Origin of the sequence: Sphingomonas faeni, from assembly GCF_040407505.1 — a bacterium.
GTDB lineage: Bacteria > Pseudomonadota > Alphaproteobacteria > Sphingomonadales > Sphingomonadaceae > Sphingomonas > Sphingomonas faeni_E.
In genome coordinates this window covers 363,467-380,846 of sequence record NZ_JAPZPQ010000002.1, presented here as the reverse complement: position 1 = coordinate 380,846, position 17,380 = coordinate 363,467, and the positions used below count along the sequence as shown (strand labels likewise).

The 17,380-nt window shown below is 66.0% G+C and carries 17 protein-coding genes; 6 read left to right on the top strand and 11 right to left on the bottom strand.

The annotated features are described in order from the left end of the window. Positions 1–230: 230 nt before the first annotated feature. The 4 genes from O6X71_RS08340 to O6X71_RS08325 all read right to left on the bottom strand — a co-directional run bounded on the left by O6X71_RS08340 (position 231) and on the right by O6X71_RS08325 (position 3,987). On the bottom strand, positions 231–716 hold the full coding sequence (locus tag O6X71_RS08340; RefSeq protein WP_353465423.1) for a DUF2501 domain-containing protein: 486 nt from the start codon (positions 714–716) through the stop codon (positions 231–233). 70 nt (positions 717–786) lie between these two features. Continuing rightward, a complete protein-coding gene (locus O6X71_RS08335) occupies positions 787–1,413 on the bottom strand; it encodes a hypothetical protein (protein ID WP_353465422.1) in 627 nt (208 codons plus the stop codon). Between the two features lie 44 nt (positions 1,414–1,457). After that, complete coding sequence (locus tag O6X71_RS08330) at positions 1,458–2,975, bottom strand: fumarate hydratase (RefSeq protein ID WP_353465420.1); 1,518 nt, start codon at positions 2,973–2,975, stop codon at positions 1,458–1,460. A 217-nt stretch (positions 2,976–3,192) separates the two neighbouring features. Beyond that, entirely contained in the window at positions 3,193–3,987 is a 795-nt protein-coding gene (locus tag O6X71_RS08325) for a hypothetical protein (protein WP_353465418.1), read from the bottom strand. A 217-nt stretch (positions 3,988–4,204) separates the two neighbouring features. Between O6X71_RS08325 and O6X71_RS08320 the strand changes: the two genes are divergently transcribed. Further along, positions 4,205–4,903 carry an NAD-dependent deacylase gene (locus tag O6X71_RS08320; RefSeq protein ID WP_353465417.1) on the top strand — a complete coding sequence of 233 codons (699 nt, stop codon included), beginning with the start codon at positions 4,205–4,207 and terminating at the stop codon, positions 4,901–4,903. A 258-nt stretch (positions 4,904–5,161) separates the two neighbouring features. Here O6X71_RS08320 and era read toward each other — a convergent pair whose 3' ends face one another. From era to lepB, 3 genes are all read right to left on the bottom strand, one after another. Then, positions 5,162–6,103, bottom strand: coding sequence for a GTPase Era (gene era, locus O6X71_RS08315; protein ID WP_353465415.1), 942 nt, complete (start codon positions 6,101–6,103; stop codon positions 5,162–5,164). Between the two features lie 263 nt (positions 6,104–6,366). Next, on the bottom strand, positions 6,367–7,029 hold the full coding sequence (rnc, locus tag O6X71_RS08310; RefSeq protein WP_056065532.1) for a ribonuclease III: 663 nt from the start codon (positions 7,027–7,029) through the stop codon (positions 6,367–6,369). Continuing rightward, the gene (gene lepB, locus O6X71_RS08305) at positions 7,026–7,835 is read right to left on the bottom strand and encodes a signal peptidase I (RefSeq protein ID WP_353465413.1); all 810 of its coding nucleotides are present in this window, start codon (positions 7,833–7,835) and stop codon (positions 7,026–7,028) included. The genes rnc and lepB overlap by 4 nt, the downstream gene beginning before the upstream one ends. A gap of 125 nt (positions 7,836–7,960) precedes the next feature. On the opposite strand from lepB, the gene pgi reads away from it, so the two are divergent. The 3 genes from pgi to gorA all read left to right on the top strand — a co-directional run bounded on the left by pgi (position 7,961) and on the right by gorA (position 11,498). Further along, positions 7,961–9,451 (top strand): glucose-6-phosphate isomerase, encoded by a 1,491-nt coding sequence (gene pgi, locus O6X71_RS08300; RefSeq protein ID WP_353465412.1) that lies wholly within the window; start codon positions 7,961–7,963, stop codon positions 9,449–9,451. A 189-nt stretch (positions 9,452–9,640) separates the two neighbouring features. Continuing rightward, positions 9,641–10,018: a DUF4174 domain-containing protein gene (locus O6X71_RS08295; protein WP_353465411.1), complete on the top strand. Its 378-nt coding sequence runs from the start codon at positions 9,641–9,643 to the stop codon at positions 10,016–10,018. Between the two features lie 124 nt (positions 10,019–10,142). Beyond that, positions 10,143–11,498, top strand: coding sequence for a glutathione-disulfide reductase (gene gorA / locus O6X71_RS08290; protein ID WP_353465410.1), 1,356 nt, complete (start codon positions 10,143–10,145; stop codon positions 11,496–11,498). 77 nt (positions 11,499–11,575) lie between these two features. Here the strand turns inward: gorA and O6X71_RS08285 are convergent, their stop codons facing one another. Then, positions 11,576–12,364, bottom strand: coding sequence for an enoyl-CoA hydratase/isomerase family protein (locus O6X71_RS08285; RefSeq protein ID WP_353465409.1), 789 nt, complete (start codon positions 12,362–12,364; stop codon positions 11,576–11,578). Positions 12,365–12,487: 123 nt separating this feature from the next. On the opposite strand from O6X71_RS08285, the gene O6X71_RS08280 reads away from it, so the two are divergent. Together O6X71_RS08280 and O6X71_RS08275 are read left to right on the top strand one after the other, a co-directional pair. Beyond that, a complete protein-coding gene (locus O6X71_RS08280) occupies positions 12,488–13,684 on the top strand; it encodes a thiolase family protein (protein WP_353465407.1) in 1,197 nt (398 codons plus the stop codon). 155 nt (positions 13,685–13,839) lie between these two features. Then, positions 13,840–14,616 (top strand): SDR family NAD(P)-dependent oxidoreductase, encoded by a 777-nt coding sequence (locus O6X71_RS08275; RefSeq protein WP_353465406.1) that lies wholly within the window; start codon positions 13,840–13,842, stop codon positions 14,614–14,616. 120 nt (positions 14,617–14,736) lie between these two features. Here the strand turns inward: O6X71_RS08275 and O6X71_RS08270 are convergent, their stop codons facing one another. Genes O6X71_RS08270 through O6X71_RS08260 form a run of 3 tightly spaced genes read right to left on the bottom strand, consistent with a single transcriptional unit; the run spans position 14,737 to position 17,338 of the window. Then, positions 14,737–14,961: a hypothetical protein gene (locus tag O6X71_RS08270; RefSeq protein ID WP_192977177.1), complete on the bottom strand. Its 225-nt coding sequence runs from the start codon at positions 14,959–14,961 to the stop codon at positions 14,737–14,739. A gap of 5 nt (positions 14,962–14,966) precedes the next feature. Continuing rightward, positions 14,967–16,331, bottom strand: a complete 1,365-nt coding sequence (locus O6X71_RS08265; RefSeq protein ID WP_353465405.1) for a dihydrolipoamide acetyltransferase family protein — start codon at positions 16,329–16,331, stop codon at positions 14,967–14,969. Further along, positions 16,331–17,338, bottom strand: a complete 1,008-nt coding sequence (locus tag O6X71_RS08260; protein WP_056053047.1) for an alpha-ketoacid dehydrogenase subunit beta — start codon at positions 17,336–17,338, stop codon at positions 16,331–16,333. Before O6X71_RS08260 ends, O6X71_RS08265 begins: the two co-directional genes overlap by 1 nt. Positions 17,339–17,380 lie beyond the last annotated feature (42 nt).

The following is a 17,380-nucleotide window of genomic DNA, read 5'->3' as shown; positions in this document are numbered from 1 at the left end:
GCTACTTGATCGGTTAAGTTATGCGGCATTGTGTGCCCGAAACTTTCCAGAGATTCCGGGACGTTTGGCACGCCGCCGTCCGTGACAGATCGAAGGGGCAACGCACGTCCTTGTTCTCCGGCGCAGGCGGGAGCCCAGTCTGGATCCCCGCCTTCGCGGGGAAACATGCTGGTTCAGGTACACATTCTGCGTTTTGCTCGTAGAGGCGCAGGCTGCCCAAGACCGCCGCACTACAGGAACGACTTCGCCCGGTTGAGGACGATGCTGCACATCCGCGTCTTCACCTGCCCGCCAAGGTCGTCGAGTGAAAACGCCTGGCCGTTCGGCGCCTGCACTTCGCCTTCCTGTCCCGCGGCATAGCCCGGCGAAGTCTGCACCCCCTGACGTCCGGTAAGACGCTGGAGGATGGATTGCGCCCCGGTGGCCGGGGCCTTCGCGCTGCCCGCTCGTGACGCGGCATTCCGCCCGCCAGTTAAGGCGCCAAGTGCACCGCCTTGCCCGAGCAGATTGTTCTTTAGGCAATAGCCGAGCAACCCGGCAGCATTGCCCGCGCCGATCGATCCGAGGTTCGGCAACGCGCCACCTAGCAGACCGCCGAGTCCGCCGAGGCTGCCCAAGCCACCCTGAGTCGACGCCGATTGTGGCGCGGTGGTCTGGGCCGAGGCCGTGGTCGCGAGGGCGAAGGCTGCGACGAGGGCGATTGCGGTCTTGGGCATGATGAGCGTGCTCCGATAAAGTCGTATTACCAACAGGACTGGCCGGGGTGCGTTCCGGGCTCGGCTTCGTTCAGCCGTCCGCGAAGAACGCGTCGACCGATCCGCGCTTGGCGCCCAACGCCGCCGCCACCCGTTGGCGAGCATCGTAATATACCAGCGCGGGCGCGGCCGGATCGGTCTGCCGAAGGCGGGCGGCCTCCGCGTCCGTCAGGCTGCTCTCGCGCGCGACATGATCCGCATACCCCTCCTGCTGCCAGGTCGGGAGCATAGCACTGCGCACTTCGCCAAGATGGTTGGCGACCATGATGTGCGTCGTCTCGTGCGCGATCACGCCGGACAGCGTCCGGGTACCACCGATCGCACGACCGTTCGTCACGCGGTCGGCGGCGACGTCGCTTCGGTTGAAAACGATCGCCGTGCTGAACGGCCGGCGGAACGCGAAGGCGCCCGGTGACTGGATCGCCAGAAGGCGCCAGCGCCAGCCACCGTCCGTCAGGAACAGCGAGCGATCGAGCGGGCCGGTGTAGATCGGACTGGCGCGCAGCAACCCTTCCGCGCGCGCCAGTTCGCTGCCGATCCGCGGATCGATCGGACGCTCGGCATAGACGGTAACGCCGCCGATCCGCTGCTTATACGGAAACGCGAGCAACTGCGGCGCGTAAACGACCGCGACGGCGAGCAGAAGGAGGAAGGCCACGACCCACCGGACGGGCCCCCGCCCCCTTCTGCCTGCGCGCGTCGTCATGCCGGCATCAGCAAGCCTTCGCGCGCGATCTTCTCGCGCCACACCAGCGGTGCAAGCTGGTGGACGTTCTCGCCCGCGGAATCGACCGCGACCGTCACCGGGAAGTCGCTGACTTCGAACTCGTAGATCGCTTCCATCCCGAGATCCGCAAAGCCAACGACTTTCGAACCCTTGATCGCGCGCGCCACGAGATACGCCGCCCCGCCGACCGCCATCAGGTATGCAGACTTAGCCTCCGCGATCGCCTTGGTCGCATCGCCGCCGCGCTCGGCCTTGCCGACCATCGCCAGCAGGCCCTGGTCGAGCATCATCCGCGTGAACTTGTCCATCCGCGTCGCCGTGGTGGGCCCCGCAGGTCCGACGACTTCCTCGCCGACCGGATCGACCGGGCCGACATAGTAAATCACGCGACCCTTGAAATCGACCGGCAGCGGCTCGCCTGCATCGAGCATGTCCTTGATCCGCTTGTGCGCCGCGTCGCGCCCGGTCAGCATCTTGCCGTTGAGCAGCAGGCGGTCGCCATGCTTCCACGTCTGCACGACTTCGGGCGTCAGCGTGTCGAGATCGACGCGGATCGCGGCCTTGTCGGGCGTCCAGTTGACGTCGGGCCATTCCTCCAGCTTCGGCGCTTCCAAATACACCGGGCCTGAACCGTCCAGCGTGAAATGCGCATGGCGCGTGGCGGCGCAGTTCGGGATCATCGCGACCGGCTTCGACGCGGCGTGGGTCGGCCAGTCGAAGATCTTCACGTCGAGGATGGTAGACAACCCGCCCAAGCCTTGCGCGCCGATGCCGAGCGCATTGACCTTGTCGTAGATCTCGATCCGCAGCGCCTCGATGTCGTTCTTCGGCCCACGCGCCTTCAGCTGCGCCATGTCGATCGAGCCCATCAGCGACTGCTTGGCGAGGATCATCGACTTTTCCGCGGTGCCGCCGATGCCGATGCCGAGCATGCCCGGCGGGCACCAGCCGGCGCCCATCTGCGGGATCATCTCGAGCACCCAGTCGACGATCGAGTCGCTCGGGTTCATCATCTTGAACTTCGACTTGTTCTCGCTGCCGCCGCCCTTCGCCGCGACGTCGATCGAGACGGTGTTGCCGGGCACCATCTCGACATGCATCACGCTCGGCGTGTTGTCCTTGGTGTTGCGGCGGGTGAAGGCGGGGTCGGCGAGTATCGACGCACGCAGCTTGTTCTCGGGATTGAGATAGGCTTTCCGCACGCCTTCATCGATCACTTCCTGCAAGGAACGGGTCGACTCGAGGCGGCAATCCTGGCCCCATTTGACGAAGATCGTGACGATGCCGGTATCCTGGCAGATCGGGCGATGGCCCTCGGCGCACATCCGGCTGTTGGTGAGGATCTGCGCGATCGCATCCTTTGCGGCGGGTGATTTCTCGGCCTCGTACGCGACGCCCAAGGCGCGGATGTAATCCATCGGGTGGTAGTAGCTGATGAACTGGAGTGCGTCGGCGACGCTTTCGATCAGGTCGGCTTCGGTGATGACGGTCATGCAGCGCCTTTACGGATACAGGTTTGCAAGCGTCTTAGCGGCGATCGTGCGATTTTTGAAGACGGGGTCGTTGCGGTGATTGGCGCGCAAACGGCCAAAGGTTACGATAAGGTCACACCAACGTGCCCTCGTGTATCCGATGCCACCAAACGGAAAAGGCCGGGATAGCCTTAGCGCCACCCCGACTTTTCCTAGTTATTTCAATATGTTAGTACGATTACATCGGCGGTGTCAGACCGTCCTTGCCAACGGCGACCGACTTGGCGCCCTTGGAGTCGGTCGCAACGATCGCGAACAGCTTCTGGCCCTTGGCGAGGACCGTGCGCTCGGCCGGCTCGAACCGGACGATCGGCGTGCCGACGGGAACAACAACCTGGGCCTTGCCGCCCTTGTACGAGATGCTCAGCTTGGTCTCGCCGGGCTTGCCTGCGTCACCTGTGACCGTGCCATTCGTCATGCCGCTCTGCTGCGCGACCGTGCCGTTGGTCATCGCACTCTGGCCATCGACGATGCCGTTGGTCATCGCGCTCTGCCCGTCGACGGTGCCGTTGGTCATTGCGCTGGACCCGTTCGTGCCGCCGCCTGCAGCCGCGACCGCGCCGGGGACGTCCCAGGGATAATGCCCCTCGCCGGTGCCGCGCATCGCCTCGGGGAAGATGACCAGTTCGACCGCGCGCAGCGCGTCGTCAGGACCGGTCGTCGCCGTGCCGATGAAGTCGCCGTCCTTGAGCGTCGACAGGTCGGACTTCACCACCCAGGCGAACTTGGTGTTGGCGTCGAGCGGCACGGTGGCCGACTTACCGTCATAGGTCTGGACGGTCAGCGCATCGGTGCCGATCGCGGTGATCACGCCGCGGACGCGGTTGACCGCCGGGGTCGCGCTCGCCGCAGCGCTGGTGTTGCCCATGGCGATGTTCGCGGTCGTGGTGTTCGAGTCCGTCGAAGTCGTCTGACCACAGCCGCCGAGGACCGCGATCACGCCGCCCAGCAGCATCAGCTTTTTCGTCAACATCGCAGTAAATCCTTCACAATATCAATGCGTAGCGCCGAGACGGCACCGGCGATCGGTTCGCAGACGGCCATGATGATATGGTCGATGTACCTCAACGCCGGAAGGGACAATCGGTCGCATCACACGGACACGGCGTGCGGGCGACCGGAAGGCGATTTCGGCGGCGGCAGGCTTACTTCGGCTTTCCGCGCGTCGCTGCCCCGCCTAGAATGTGCCGATGCAGGATATCAGAAACATCGTCGTCCTGACGGGCGCGGGCATCTCGGCGGAAAGCGGGATCGCGACGTTTCGCGGGCCGGGCGGCTTGTGGGAAGGGCACCGGGTCGAAGACGTGTGCACGCCCGAGGCTCTCGCGGCGGATCCGGAAATGGTGCACCGGTTCTACGATCTGCGGCGCGCGGCTCTGGCGACGGTCGAGCCTAACGCGGCACACCACGCGCTGGCGCGGCTGGATGCGGCGTGGGAGGGCGAACTGCTGATCGTCACGCAGAATGTCGACGACCTGCATGAGCGGGCGGGGGCGACGCGGATGCTGCATATGCATGGTGAGTTGTTGTCGGCCTTGTGTGCCGTTTGCGGCGCGCGTGAGGCTTGGATGGGGGCGTTGCCGGAGGGGTCGGTTTGCGGCGCGTGCGGGGCGGCGGCGTTGCGGCCGGACATCGTGTTCTTTGGGGAGATGCCGTACCAGATGGAGCGGATCGAGGCGGCGCTGGCGAAGGCGGATCTTTTCGTTTCGATCGGGACTTCGGGGGCGGTGTATCCGGCGGCGGGGTTCGTGCAGACCGCGGCGTATCATGGGGCGCGGACGCTGGAGCTGAACCTTGATCCGTCGATGGGGAGCGTGTTCTTCGAGCAGACGCGGATTGGGGCGGCTGGGGTGTTGGTGCCGGCGTGGGTTGAGGAGGTTCTGTCCTAGGCTTGCTCCCCCGCTTAAGCGGACGCTACGCCACATCGCCCCCCCGGCGAAGGCCGGGGTCCAATTGGAGAGGTTGCAGTAACGATGCGCCGGCCGCCGTTATGGACGTCCCCCAATTGGGCCCCGGCCTTCGCCGGGGTGGTTGTGAGTTGGTGGCTTCGGCGCACCTAGTGGTCGACAGAAGATTTGTTCTCCCGCGAAGGCGGGAGTCCAGTCTGGGCCCCCGCCTTCGCGGGGGAACAGTCTTTTGGACGAGGGTCAGTCGACCCAGTCTAGGCCCATGTCGCGGTAGACTTCGCGGTCTTCATCCCAGCCGGGTTTGACCTTTACGTGCAGGTACAGGTGGACGGGCTTGCCGGTGATCGAGGCGAGTTCGATGCGGGAGCGGGCACCGATCTCCTTGATGCGGACGCCGCCCTTGCCGAGCACGATCGCGCGTTGGGTGGGACGCTCGACCAGGATCTGCTGGTGGATTTCCAGCGAGCCGTCCTGACGCTCGATATACTGCTCGGTCTCGATCGTGCTCGCATAGGGCAGCTCGGCGTGGAGCTGGAGGTAGAGCTGCTCGCGCGTGACTTCGGACGCCAGCGCGCGTTCGGTCGAGTCGGAGACCTGGTCCTCGGGATAATGCCACGGACCTTCTGGCATCGCTTTGGCGAGCTGCGTCTTGAAGTGGGCGAGGCCGTCGCCGGTGCCGGCGCTGATGAAGAACGTCTCGGCGAACGGGAGCAGCGCGTTGAGTTTCTCGGCGTGGATCAACAGCTTGGTCTTGTCGGCGAGATCGACCTTGTTGAGGATCAGCCAGATCGGCTCGGTGCGGCCGACCAGCGATTCGACGATTGTGGTGACCTTGCCGCCGATCCCGCCCTTCGCGTCGACCACCAGCGCGATGATGTCGGAGCCCTCCGCGCCACCCCAGGCGGCGGCGACCATCGCGCGGTCGAAGCGGCGCTTGGGCTCGAAGATGCCGGGGGTGTCGACGAGCAGGATCTGCGTATCGCCCTCGATCGCGACGCCCATCAGCTTGGCGCGCGTCGTCTGCGCCTTCGGGCTGACGATCGCGACCTTCTGGCCGACGAGCGCGTTGACGAGCGTCGACTTGCCCGCATTCGGCGCGCCGACGATGGCGACTAGGCCGCAATGCTTGAGGGCGGAGATTTCAGGCGTGGTAGGTTCGGTCACTAAAGCTCTTTTCGGCATCGGGATATTCGGGGGCGGTCATACAGACAAAACGCCCTCGCGTCATTCCCGCCGAACTGCGGCCCTGCCCGTCGTCGCGCGGTTCACAGTTTAGGAAAGAGAAGTTGGTTCACGCGGAGGCGCGGAGCCGCGGAGATGGCGTGGATGGGGCTCGCGCCGTGTGCGATCATGCGCCGCCGATTATCTCGGAGGCGTTCGGGGCAAGACCGGAGTCCCAACCGCACCACCTCCGCGGCTCCGCGTCTCCGCGTGAACCAACCTTCTCAGCCGAGCTTCTCGAGCAGTGCCTTGGCCGCGGCCGTTTCGGCTTCCTGTTTGCTGGAGCCCGTCGCAGTCGCTTCGGCGAGTTTGCCGACTGACACCAGCATCGTGAATTTCGGGGCGTGGCCGGGGCCGGTGCGTTCGACGATGGTGTACTCGGGGGGCTTGCGGTTGTGCGCGGCGGCCCATTCCTGGAGGGCCGACTTGGGGTGTTGCGGGGCTTTTGCGCCGGCCTGGACGCGATCCCCCCAGGCACCGCGGACGAATTTGCGCGCGGCGTCTAGGCCGGCTTCCTGATACCAGGCGCCGATCAGCGCTTCCATTACGTCGCCGAGCACGTTGTCGCTGTCGCTGGCGCCGTCGTCGCGGGCCTGCTTGCCGAGTTTGAGATGCGCGCGGACGCCGAGTTCTCGGGCTACGTCCGCGCAGACCGGGCCGGTGACGAGTGCGTTGAGGCGTTTCGACAGCGAGCCCTCGGGGTCTGTGGCGAACAGTTCGTAGAGCCACTCGGCGATGATCAGGCCGAGGACGCGGTCGCCTAGGAACTCGAGTCGCTCGTAGTTCGCCGCGGCCTGGCTGCCGTGCGTGAGCGCGCGCTCATAGGGGGCGAGGTTGGTCGGTGCGCGGCCGAAGAGCGTCTTCAGCCAGCCGGCGAGGTCGCTCAAAAGCCTTCCCCGATACGGCTCCAGCGCGCGGCACTGACCCAGGTCCAGGGCTTCAGCCATTCGGCATCGCCGTCGGTCGAGAAGAAATTGACGACCGCCTTGCCCTCGACGTTCTCGAGCGGGACGTAGCCCATGCCCTGCGGGGCGGGGAATCGGCTGTCGCCGCTGTCGTCGCGGTTGTCGCCCATCACGAAGATGTGGCCGGCGGGGATGGTGTAGAGCCCGGTGTCGTCGCGATCGGGGAGTTCGGCCTGGTCGAGGACTTCGTAGCTACGCCCGCCCGGAAGCGTTTCTCTGAAGCGAGGGTAACGGCAGATTTGGACGTTCGCGACGACGTCGACGTACGGCGCGCCGCATTTCTCGGCGTTGAAGTTCTCGGTCAGCGGGATCGTGAAGTCGGCGATGCGGAGCTTCGGGATCGCCTTGCCGTTGAGGTAGACGGTGCCCTGGCGCATCTGGATCGTCTCGCCGGGCAGGCCGATGACCCGCTTGATGACGTCGTGGTCGAGCACCTCGGGCGCGCGAAAGACGACGACGTCGCCGCGGGTCGGGGTGCTGCCGAAGATGCGGCCGGGAATCAGCGGCACGCCGGCGGGGAGCGACCAGCGCGAATAGCCGTAGTTCCACTTCGACACGAAGAGATAGTCGCCGATCAGCAGCCGGGGCAGCATCGACTCGGATGGGATGCTGAACGGCGCGAAGATGAAGCTGCGCAGGATCAGCACGACCACCGCGAGCTTCAGGAGAAAGCGGAAGGTCTCGCTTGTTTCGGACCGCTGCGGTTTCGTCTTCACGTCATTTGCCATGTGCGCGGGTTTGCCCAGACCGCGCCTATCGTCAAGCGTGCGCGGGATACGTGTCACCGAAAGAACGTTGTCGAGGTCTCGCGCTTGCAGCATGACCGGCGCGCACGTCTATTCGGAGAAGTAGCATGACCGCCGACTGGTCCAAGATCGAAGCCCTGCCCGCCACCAAGCTGACCGACCTGTTCGCAGCGGACTCGGAGCGCCTTTCGAAGCTAAGCCTCGACGTCGCGGGGATCCACTTCGACTGGTCGAAGACTCACCTGACGACGGACATGGTCACCGCGTTCGAGGAGATGGCGAAGGCGCAGGACCTGTCGGGCAAGCGCCAGGCACTGTTCTCGGGCGAGGTCGTCAACGTCACCGAGGGCCGCGCGGTCGAGCACACTGCCGAGCGCGGCGAGGGCAAGCCCGAGAGCGTCGCGATCGCGCAGGCCAGCCACCAGCGGATGCGGACGCTGATCGATGCGATCGAGGCGGAAGCGCTGGGTCCGGTGCGGCATATCCTGCATGTCGGGATCGGTGGGTCGGCGCTGGGGCCGCAGTTGCTGGTCGATGCGCTGGGGCGTGACGACAAAAGGTACGACGTGGCGATCGTCGCGAATGTCGACGGCGTTGCGCTGGAGGACGTGTTCGCGAAGTTCGATCCAGCGGCGACGTTGCTGGTGGTCGCGTCGAAGACGTTCACCACGACCGAGACGCTGATGAACGCCGAAAGCGTGCTGCAGTGGATGACCGAACATAATGTCGAGGATCCGTATGGCCGCGTGATCGCGCTGACCGCGTCGCCTGAGAAAGCGATGGAGTGGGGCGTCGACGAGACGCGTATCCTGCCGTTCGCGGAGAGCGTCGGTGGGCGGTATTCATTGTGGTCGACGATCGGTTTCCCGGCGGCGATCGCGCTGGGGTGGGACCGGTTCGAGGAGTTGCTCGAGGGTGCGGCCGAGATGGATCGGCATTTCCGGCTTTCGGCGCTTCACGAGAACGCGCCGGCGCTCGCGGCTTTTGCCGACCTGTATTACACGCAGATCCGCCATGCCGAGACGCGCGCGCCGTTCGCGTATGACGAGCGGTTGCGGTTGCTGCCGAGTTATCTGCAGCAACTCGAGATGGAGTCGAACGGTAAATCGGTGACGGTCGACGGTCAGCCGCTCGGGCGTCCTTCGGCGGCGATCACCTGGGGCGGGGTAGGCACCGAGGCGCAGCATGCGGTGTTCCAGCTGCTCCACCAGGGCACGCATCTGGTGCCGGTCGAGTTCATCGCGGTGATCGAGCCGGGCGATACGTTGCCCGAGGAGCATCACCGGGCGCTGTTGCTCAACGCGTTCGCGCAGGGGGCTGCGTTGATGGCGGGCAAGCAGGTCGAGGATCCGGCGCGGAGCTATTCGGGCGATCGGCCGTCTTCGACTTTGCTTTTGGACGATCTGGATGCGCGGACGCTGGGCGCGCTGATCGCGTTTTATGAGCACCGGGTGTTCGTAAACGGGGTGCTGTTGGGGATCAATTCGTTCGACCAGTTTGGGGTCGAGCTGGGGAAGGAAATGGCGAAGGCCGCGGAGAAGGGCGGGCAGACGTTTGATCCTTCGACGGATGATTTAATCAAGCGCGCTTTTGAGTGAGGTTTGGGGGGAGGTGGCCCCCTCCCCTTATTCGGAAGTTGCCCTCAGCTACTCCACCCCGGCGAAGGCCGGGGCCCAATTGGGCGAACCGCGGTTTATTAAATAGCCACCTTTCCAATTGGGCCCCGGCCTTCGCCGGGGTGGTTGTGGTGGAGGGGAGCACAAGCCCGCTTCCCGCGTTATCTCCCAATGCCCCTAATCCTCTCCGTCGCGCTCGCCGCCTCCCCCACCATTGCGCAAATGAGGTGGGAGCGGCGCGTGTTGATCGTCTCTGCCTCGACCGCTGAAGATCCCGCGCTCGCCGCGCAACGTCGTATTCTGGCCACTTGGAAGACCAACGCCGCCGCTCGCGACCTCACGATTGTCGAAGTTGTCGGCGACACGGTCCGCGGCGCAAGCGACCCAGCCGCGGCGCTCCGCCGCAAATACCATCTCCCTGCCAGCTTCACCGCGATCCTCATCGGCAAGGACGGCGGCGAGAAACTGCGTAGCGCCAAGCCCTTCCCGGCCGCCGCACTGGAGGCGACGATCGATGCGATGCCGATGCGCAAGGCGGGGCAGCGATAGGCTGAGCCGATCAGCGTGATCGCCGCGCCGGGGTTGCCGCCTCGCGCCCCCTGCCCCAGATGGCATGCAAAGCCGCCCCGCGGCATGCGACCTACGAGGACTGCCCGTGACCGACACCACATCCGTGACCGATACCCAATTCGACTATGACCTGTTCGTCATCGGCGCAGGCTCGGGCGGGACGCGTGCATCGCGCGTCGCCGCCGCGCATGGCGCGCGCGTCGCCGTCGCCGAAGAATACCGGGTCGGCGGGACCTGCGTCATTCGTGGCTGCGTGCCGAAGAAGCTGCTGATCTACGGCGCGCATTTCGCCGAGGATCTGAAGGACGCCAAGCGGTTTGGGTGGCAGGTGCCCGACAACTGCGCGTTCAGCTGGCCGACGTTGCGCGACAACGTCATGGAAGAGGTCGACCGGATCAACGGCGCCTATACGACCACGCTGCAGAACAACCATGTCGACATCATCCACCAGCGTGCGGTCGTCTCTGGGCCCAACGAGGTTACGCTGGCCGACGGCACCACGAAGACCGCCGCGAAGATCCTGATCGCGGTCGGTGCGCATCCCTTGACCCCGGAGTTCCCCGGCGCCGAACACGGCATCACCTCGAACGAGGTGTTCCACCTCGACGACGTGCCGAAGCGCGTGCTGATCGCCGGCGCGGGGTATATCGCCAACGAATTCGCCGGGATCTTCCACCAGTTCGGATCGCATGTGACGCTCGTGAACCGCACCGACGTCATCCTGCGCGGCTATGACGAATCGATCCGCGACCGGCTGCTCCAGATCTCGATGAGCAAGGGCATCGATTTCCGCTTCAACGCTGCGTTCGAGAGCATCGAGAAGGATTCGGATGGGTGTCTCACCGTTCGCATGAGCGGGCATGAGCCGATTACCGTCGACCTTGTGATGTTCGCTACCGGGCGCCTGCCGAACACCAAGGGCCTCGGGCTCGAAACGGCGGGCGTCGAGATGGACGCCGCCGGTGCGGTGATCGTCGACGAAGACAACAAGTCGAGCTCCGACTCGATCTTCGCGGTCGGCGACGTCACCAATCGCATTCAGTTGACCCCGGTCGCGATCCGCGAGGGGCAGGCGTTTGCCGATACCTTCTATGGCAACAAGCCGACGCGAGTCGATTATGCCAACGTGCCCGCCGCAGTGTTCAGCCATCCGCCGATGGCTGGTGTTGGCATGACCGAGTCGCAGGCGCGCGAAGCACTCGGATCGGTTAGGGTGTATTCGAGCGACTTCCGGCCGATGAAGAACGTGCTGGCGGGCCGCAACGAGCGCTCGCTGTACAAGATGATCTGCGATGGCGAGACCGACCGGGTCGTCGGCATCCACATGATCGGGCCGGACTGTCCGGAGATCCTGCAATCGGCTGCTGTGGCGGTGAAGGCCGGGCTGACCAAGGCCGATTTCGACGCGACGGTCGCGCTGCATCCGACGATGGCGGAAGAGCTTGTCTTGATGAAGTAAGGGGCGGCCGCGCCTAAAGATTGTTCCCCCGCGAAGGCGGTAGCCCAGACTGGGCCCCCGCCTTCGCGGGGGAACAATCAGGTGGCGGTGAAATTGCCCGGACGGCGTTCGCTAACGGCGCGGACACCTTCGGCGAAGTCGTTGGTCTTCTGCAACCAGGCCTGTTCGGCGAGTTCGTGATCGGTCTGTGATTGGACCAGCGCGAACAAGTCTCCGCGCATCGTCTTGCGTGTAGACCCCACGGCCAGCGGTGCTCCGGCCGCTATCTCCCTTGCGAGCGACAGCGCTTCAGCGCGCAACTGGTCCGCAGGTACCACCGCGTCCGCCAGCCCCCAGGACTCCGCCTGCTCGGCGCGGATGCGCCGCCCTGTCAGGTTCATCAGCAGCGCGCGCTGGCGACCGATCACGCGTTCCAGCACCGCGGAGATCCCGAAGCCGGGGTGGAAGCCGATCTGGACGAAGTTGGCGACGAACTTCGCGTCGGGCGAGGCCACGCGGAAATCGGCGACGAGCGCGAGGCCGAGCCCTGCCCCGACCGCGGCCCCCTGGATCGCGGCGACGACCGGCGTCTCGACCGCGAACAGCTTGGCGGCGGCGACGTAGAACGGGTTGCGCTCGCCCTCGGTCCGCTCCGCGGCGACCGGATTGGCGTTGACGAGGTCCGCCCCCGCACAGAACACCTTGCCCTCGGATTGCAGCACGATCGCGCGCACCTCGCGGTCGGCATCCGCGGCGGCGAACGCAGCCCCGATCGCCTCGATCAGCGCCAGATCCGCGAAATTGTGCGGCGGTCGCGCGAACGTGACGATCGCGACATGCCCGTTGCGGGTGACGTCGACGCCGTTTGTGCGAGCCTGATCGGTCATTGCATTCTCCTCGAAGCCGTCTCGATATCCGCCCGCCTGCGCTCGCGATAGCGTCAAAGCACTTTCAAACGATCGTGCCACCGCCTAGATCATCTGCATACCCGATCCTCGAAAGGTTCCAGAATGCGTGAAGCCGCCATCGTCTCGACCGCCCGTACCGCTATCGGCAAGGCGTATCGCGGCGCGTTCAATGCGACCGAGGCGCCGGTGCTGGCGGGGCACGTGATGAACGCGGTGGTCGAGCGCGCAGGAGTAGATCCGGCGCGGATCGACGAGGTGTTCTGGGGGGTCGGCAATCAATGGGGTACGCAGGGCGGCAACGCCGGGCGGATGGCGATCTTTGCGGGTGGGCTGCCGGAGTCGGTGCCGGCGTTCACGCTCGACCGAAAATGCGGGTCGGGGCTGACCGCGGTGGCGCTCGCGGCGCGGACGATCATGTGCGACGAGGCGGATGTCGCGCTGGCGGGCGGGATGGAGTCGATCAGCTATACCGTGACGAAGGACGCGCCGCGCTTCGTCAATGCGAGCGTGGTCGCGAAGGAGCCGGCGGCGTATATCCCGATGATCGAGACCGCCGAGATCGTCGCGGAGAAATACGGCATCAGCCGTGAAGCGCAGGACGCGTACGCCGCGATGAGCCAGCAGCGTGCCGCCGCGGGGCTGGCGAGCGGGGCGTTCGCCGAGGAGATCGTGCCGATCACGGTGGAGAAGGCGCTGTACGACAAGCAGGGCGCGCATGCCGGGATCGAGAGCGTTACCTTGTCGCAGGACGAGGGCATCCGCGCAGGCACGACGCTGGAGGCTTTGCGTGGGTTGAAGACCGTGTGGCCGGGCGGCGAGTTCTCGGGGCCAGGGTCGAGCGTGACCGCGGGCAATGCCAGCCAGCTGTCGGACGGTGCGTCGGCGCAGCTGCTGATGGACCGCCGGACTGCGGAGGCCGAGGGCAAGGATATCCTCGGCATCTATCGCGGGTTCCAGGCGGCGGGGTGCAGCCCGGCGGAGATGGGAATCGGGCCGATCTTCGCGATCCCGAAACTGCTCGAGCGGGCGGGGTTGTCGGTTGGTGACATCGGGTTGTGGGAGCTGAACGAGGCGTTCGCGTCGCAGTGCCTCTATTGCCGCGATTTCCTCGGGATCGATCCGGAGAAGTACAACGTCAACGGCGGCGCGATCGCGGTCGGGCACCCGTTCGGGATGACGGGGTCACGGCTGGTCGGGCACGCGCTGATCGAGGGACGCAAGCGCGGGGTGCGCTATGTCGTGGTGTCGATGTGCACCGCGGGGGGCATGGGCGCGGCGGGGTTGTTCGAGATCGTGTGACGCCGGCGCCGACCGGTGCGTGCCCTCACCCTTCCCACGGCGAAGACGCCGCGGGCCCCTTCCCTCTCCCCGATGGGAGAGGGAGAGCGTCCGGGCCATTGCCAACCTCTTGAGCTGGGCGCAGGCTTTCGGCTTCTCGGATAGGGATGCGGGCTATGACGACGGCACTGATCACCGGCGCATCGGCGGGGTTGGGCGAAGGTTTTGCGCGGGCGCTTGCGGCTGAGGGCAATGCCCTGATCCTGACGGCGCGTCGGGTCGATCGGCTCGAGGCGCTGGCGACCGAACTGCGGGCGGCGCACGGCGTCACGGTGCATGTCTTCGCCGCCGATCTTGCGGATCAGGCTGGTCCGGACACGCTCATTGCTGCCATCGCCGCCGCCGCATTGCCTATCGATGTGCTGATCAACAATGCCGGGTTCGGTGCGCGGGGTGATTTCGCGGAGCTTGATGGCGCGCTGCAACTCGGCATGATCGACCTGAATTGCCGTGCGCTGGTGGCGCTGACGCATTCCGTGCTGCCGCAGATGATCGCGCGCGGATCGGGCGGGATCCTCAACCTCGCCTCGGTCGCGTCGTTCCAGCCGGGGCCGTGGATGGCGGTCTATTACGCGAGCAAGGCTTTCGTGCTGAGCTTTTCCGAAGCGCTGCACGAGGAGGTGAAGGACAAGGGCGTGCGCGTGGCGGCGCTGTGCCCCGGGCCGACGCGGACCGAGTTCGCCGATGTGGCGGGGCTTGGCGATACCGCGCTGTTCGAGCGATTGGCGAGCGATCCGGCGGCGGTGGTGCGCGACGGGTTGGCGGCGCTGGCCGCAAACCGGGCGGTGAAGGTGTCGGGTGCGCTGAACTTCGCGATGGCGGAGGGGATACGGTTTACGCCACGCAGTCTTGCGCGGCGGATCGCGGGGTCGTTGCAGAAGGCTCGCGGGTGAGGTGGGTCTAGGATGTAAACACCGGTTCCGCTTGCCGCCCCCTCCGTCAGGCTTTGCCTGCCACCTCCCCCTGGCGGGGGAGGATTGTTTTGGCACTTCACTTGGTAGGGCACCCGGCGGTTAGCGGCTGACCATCCCGGTCACGGTGATCTGCCCGCCGCGATCGACGATCTCGCCGTCGACCATGCCGCTGACGAGCACCGTCGCGCCGGGTTCGACGATCAGCGTACCGTCGATCATCCCGGCGATCTCGGCGGTGGCGCCGGCCGGGACGATCGCGGTGCCGTCGAGCATACCCTCGAACTTACCCTCGATCGTCAGGTCTCCGCGGTGCATGCCCTTCACGCGCGTCAGTCTGCGAAGAGCAGGACGGGGGTTTCGAGGTACTTCTTGAGACCCTGGACGAAGCTTGCCGCATCCCAGCCGTCGACGACGCGGTGGTCGCAGCTAATCGACAGGTTCATCAGCTTGGCGCGGACGACCTCGTCACCCTTGAAGATCGGGCGTTCGACGATCTTGTTGGGGCCAATGATCGCGACCTCGGGGCGGTTGATGACCGGGGTCGTGGCGATGCCGCCGAGCGGCCCGAGCGAGGTTACCGTGATCGTGCCGCCGCCCATCTCGTTGGGCGCGAGCTTGCCGGCGCGGGCGGCTTCGGCGAGGCGGGTGATCTCGGTCGCGAGCTGCCAGACGTTGCGGTCCTGTGCGTCGCGGATCACGGGGACGGTGAGCCCGGCGTCGGTCTGCGCGGCCATGCCGAGGTGGATGGCGCCGTGGCGCGTGACCACGCCCGCTTCGTCGTCGTAGCGCGCGTTGAGCATCGGGAAGTCGGGAATCGTCTTGCAGATAGCAACGATCATCAGCGGGAGCATCGTGAGCTTGGGGCGGCCGCCGCGGTTGGCGTTGAGGTCGGCGCGCATCGCTTCGAGAGCGGTGACGTCGATCTCGTCGACATAAGTGAAGTGCGGGATCGCGCGCTTCGATGCCGCCATGTTCTCGGCGATGCGGCGACGCATGCCGATGACCTTGATGGGCTGGTCTTCGCGGGCGCGCGACGCGTGCGGGGGGTGGTAGCCTTCGCCCGAGCCGTAGCGGAGGTAGGCGTCGAGGTCGGCGTGGCGGACTCGGTCGGAGTCGGTCTTTACCGACGCGAGGTCGATGCCGAGGTCACGGGCGCGGGCGCGGACTGCTGGGGATGCGAGCGCGTGGGGCTTTTGCTCCGCCTCAGCCGCAGGAACGGCGTGCGCCTTCTGCTCCCTCTCCCCGTTGGGGAGAGGGCTGGGGTGAGGGGTTGGGGCAGTTGCCGGCGTTTCCACCTGGGGCTGCCCCTCACCCCGACCCTCTCCCCTGAGGGGAGAGGGAGGTGTCTCGACCACCTCTTCAACGCCCGGATTCTCGGCTTCGTATTGCTCCGCGGTCTCGGTCTGCGCCGAGGTCAGCGGCGCGGCGACGACTTCGTCCGCGGCATCCACCGCATCCGTTTCGATCACCACCAGCGCAGCGCCGATCGACACCTGGTCGCCGACTTCGCCCGCGAGTTCTACGACGACACCCGTCACCGGCGATTCCATCTCGACGGTGGCCTTGTCGGTCATCATGTCGGCGATCGGCGAATCCTCCTCGACGCGGTCGCCGATGGCGACGTGCCATGCGACGATCTCGGCCTCGGAGATGCCTTCGCCGATGTCCGGCAGCTTGAAGGTGAAGCGGGCCATTATGCGTCCTTCATGATCTTTTTCAGGGCTTCGCCGATGCGAACCGGCCCCGGGAAATAGGCCCATTCGAGGCTGTGCGGGTACGGCGTGTCGAACCCGGTCACGCGCTCGATCGGCGCCTCGAGATGGTAGAAACAGCGTTCCTGAACGATCGCCGACAGCTCCGCGCCGAAGCCGCTGGTGCGCGTCGCCTCGTGGACGATCATGCAGCGGCCGGTCTTCTTTACCGACGCCTCGATCGTCTCGATGTCGAGCGGCACGAGCGTGCGGAGGTCGACGATCTCGGCGTCGATCCCGGCCTCGGCGACCACGGCTGCGCAGACATGAACCATCGTGCCGTAGGCGAGGATGGTGAGCGCCTCGCCCGCGCGGACGATCTTCGCCTTGCCGAGCTCGATCTTGTAGTAGCCGGTCGGGACTTCGCCCGCGGGATGCTTCGACCAGTTCTGCGATGGGCGATCCCAATAGCCGTCGAACGGGCCGTTATAGATGCGCTTGGGCTCGAAGAAGAGCGTCGGGTCATTGTCCTCGATCGCGGCGATCAGCAGGCCCTTGGCGTCATAGGGCGTCGACGGGATAACCGTCTTGATGCCTGACATGTGGGTGAAGAGCCCTTCCGGCGACTGGCTGTGCGTCTGGCCACCGAAGATGCCGCCGCCGAACGGCGAGCGCACCGTGATCGGCGAGGTGAACTCGCCGGCGGAGCGATAGCGCAGGCGTGCGGCTTCGGAGACGAGCTGGTCGAGCGCGGGGTAGATGTAATCCGCGAACTGGATCTCGGGGACAGGGCGCAAGCCGTACGCGCCCATGCCGACCGCGACGCCGATGATGCCGCATTCGGTGATCGGGGTGTCGAACACGCGGGTCTTGCCGTGCTTGGCCTGGAGTCCGGCGGTCGCGCGGAAGACGCCGCCGAAATAGCCGACGTCCTCGCCCATGACGATCACGTCGGGGTCGCGCTCCATCATGATGTCCATGGCGGAGTTGATCGCCTGGATCATGTTCATGCGGGTGGTGGGCTCGGCGTCCGCTGCTCCGGACTCGGGTGC

Coding starts and splice junctions, on each gene's coding strand:
- O6X71_RS08340 (WP_353465423.1), bottom strand. CDS start 716: ATGCCCAAGACCGCAATCGCCCTCGTCGCAGCCTTCGCCCTCGCGACC.
- O6X71_RS08330 (WP_353465420.1), bottom strand. CDS start 2,975: ATGACCGTCATCACCGAAGCCGACCTGATCGAAAGCGTCGCCGACGCA.
- O6X71_RS08325 (WP_353465418.1), bottom strand. CDS start 3,987: ATGTTGACGAAAAAGCTGATGCTGCTGGGCGGCGTGATCGCGGTCCTC.
- O6X71_RS08320 (WP_353465417.1), top strand. CDS start 4,205: ATGCAGGATATCAGAAACATCGTCGTCCTGACGGGCGCGGGCATCTCG.
- era (WP_353465415.1), bottom strand. CDS start 6,103: ATGCCGAAAAGAGCTTTAGTGACCGAACCTACCACGCCTGAAATCTCC.
- lepB (WP_353465413.1), bottom strand. CDS start 7,835: ATGGCAAATGACGTGAAGACGAAACCGCAGCGGTCCGAAACAAGCGAG.
- pgi (WP_353465412.1), top strand. CDS start 7,961: ATGACCGCCGACTGGTCCAAGATCGAAGCCCTGCCCGCCACCAAGCTG.
- O6X71_RS08295 (WP_353465411.1), top strand. CDS start 9,641: ATGCCCCTAATCCTCTCCGTCGCGCTCGCCGCCTCCCCCACCATTGCG.
- O6X71_RS08285 (WP_353465409.1), bottom strand. CDS start 12,364: ATGACCGATCAGGCTCGCACAAACGGCGTCGACGTCACCCGCAACGGG.
- O6X71_RS08280 (WP_353465407.1), top strand. CDS start 12,488: ATGCGTGAAGCCGCCATCGTCTCGACCGCCCGTACCGCTATCGGCAAG.
- O6X71_RS08275 (WP_353465406.1), top strand. CDS start 13,840: ATGACGACGGCACTGATCACCGGCGCATCGGCGGGGTTGGGCGAAGGT.
- O6X71_RS08265 (WP_353465405.1), bottom strand. CDS start 16,331: ATGGCCCGCTTCACCTTCAAGCTGCCGGACATCGGCGAAGGCATCTCC.
- O6X71_RS08260 (WP_056053047.1), bottom strand. CDS start 17,338: ATGAACATGATCCAGGCGATCAACTCCGCCATGGACATCATGATGGAG.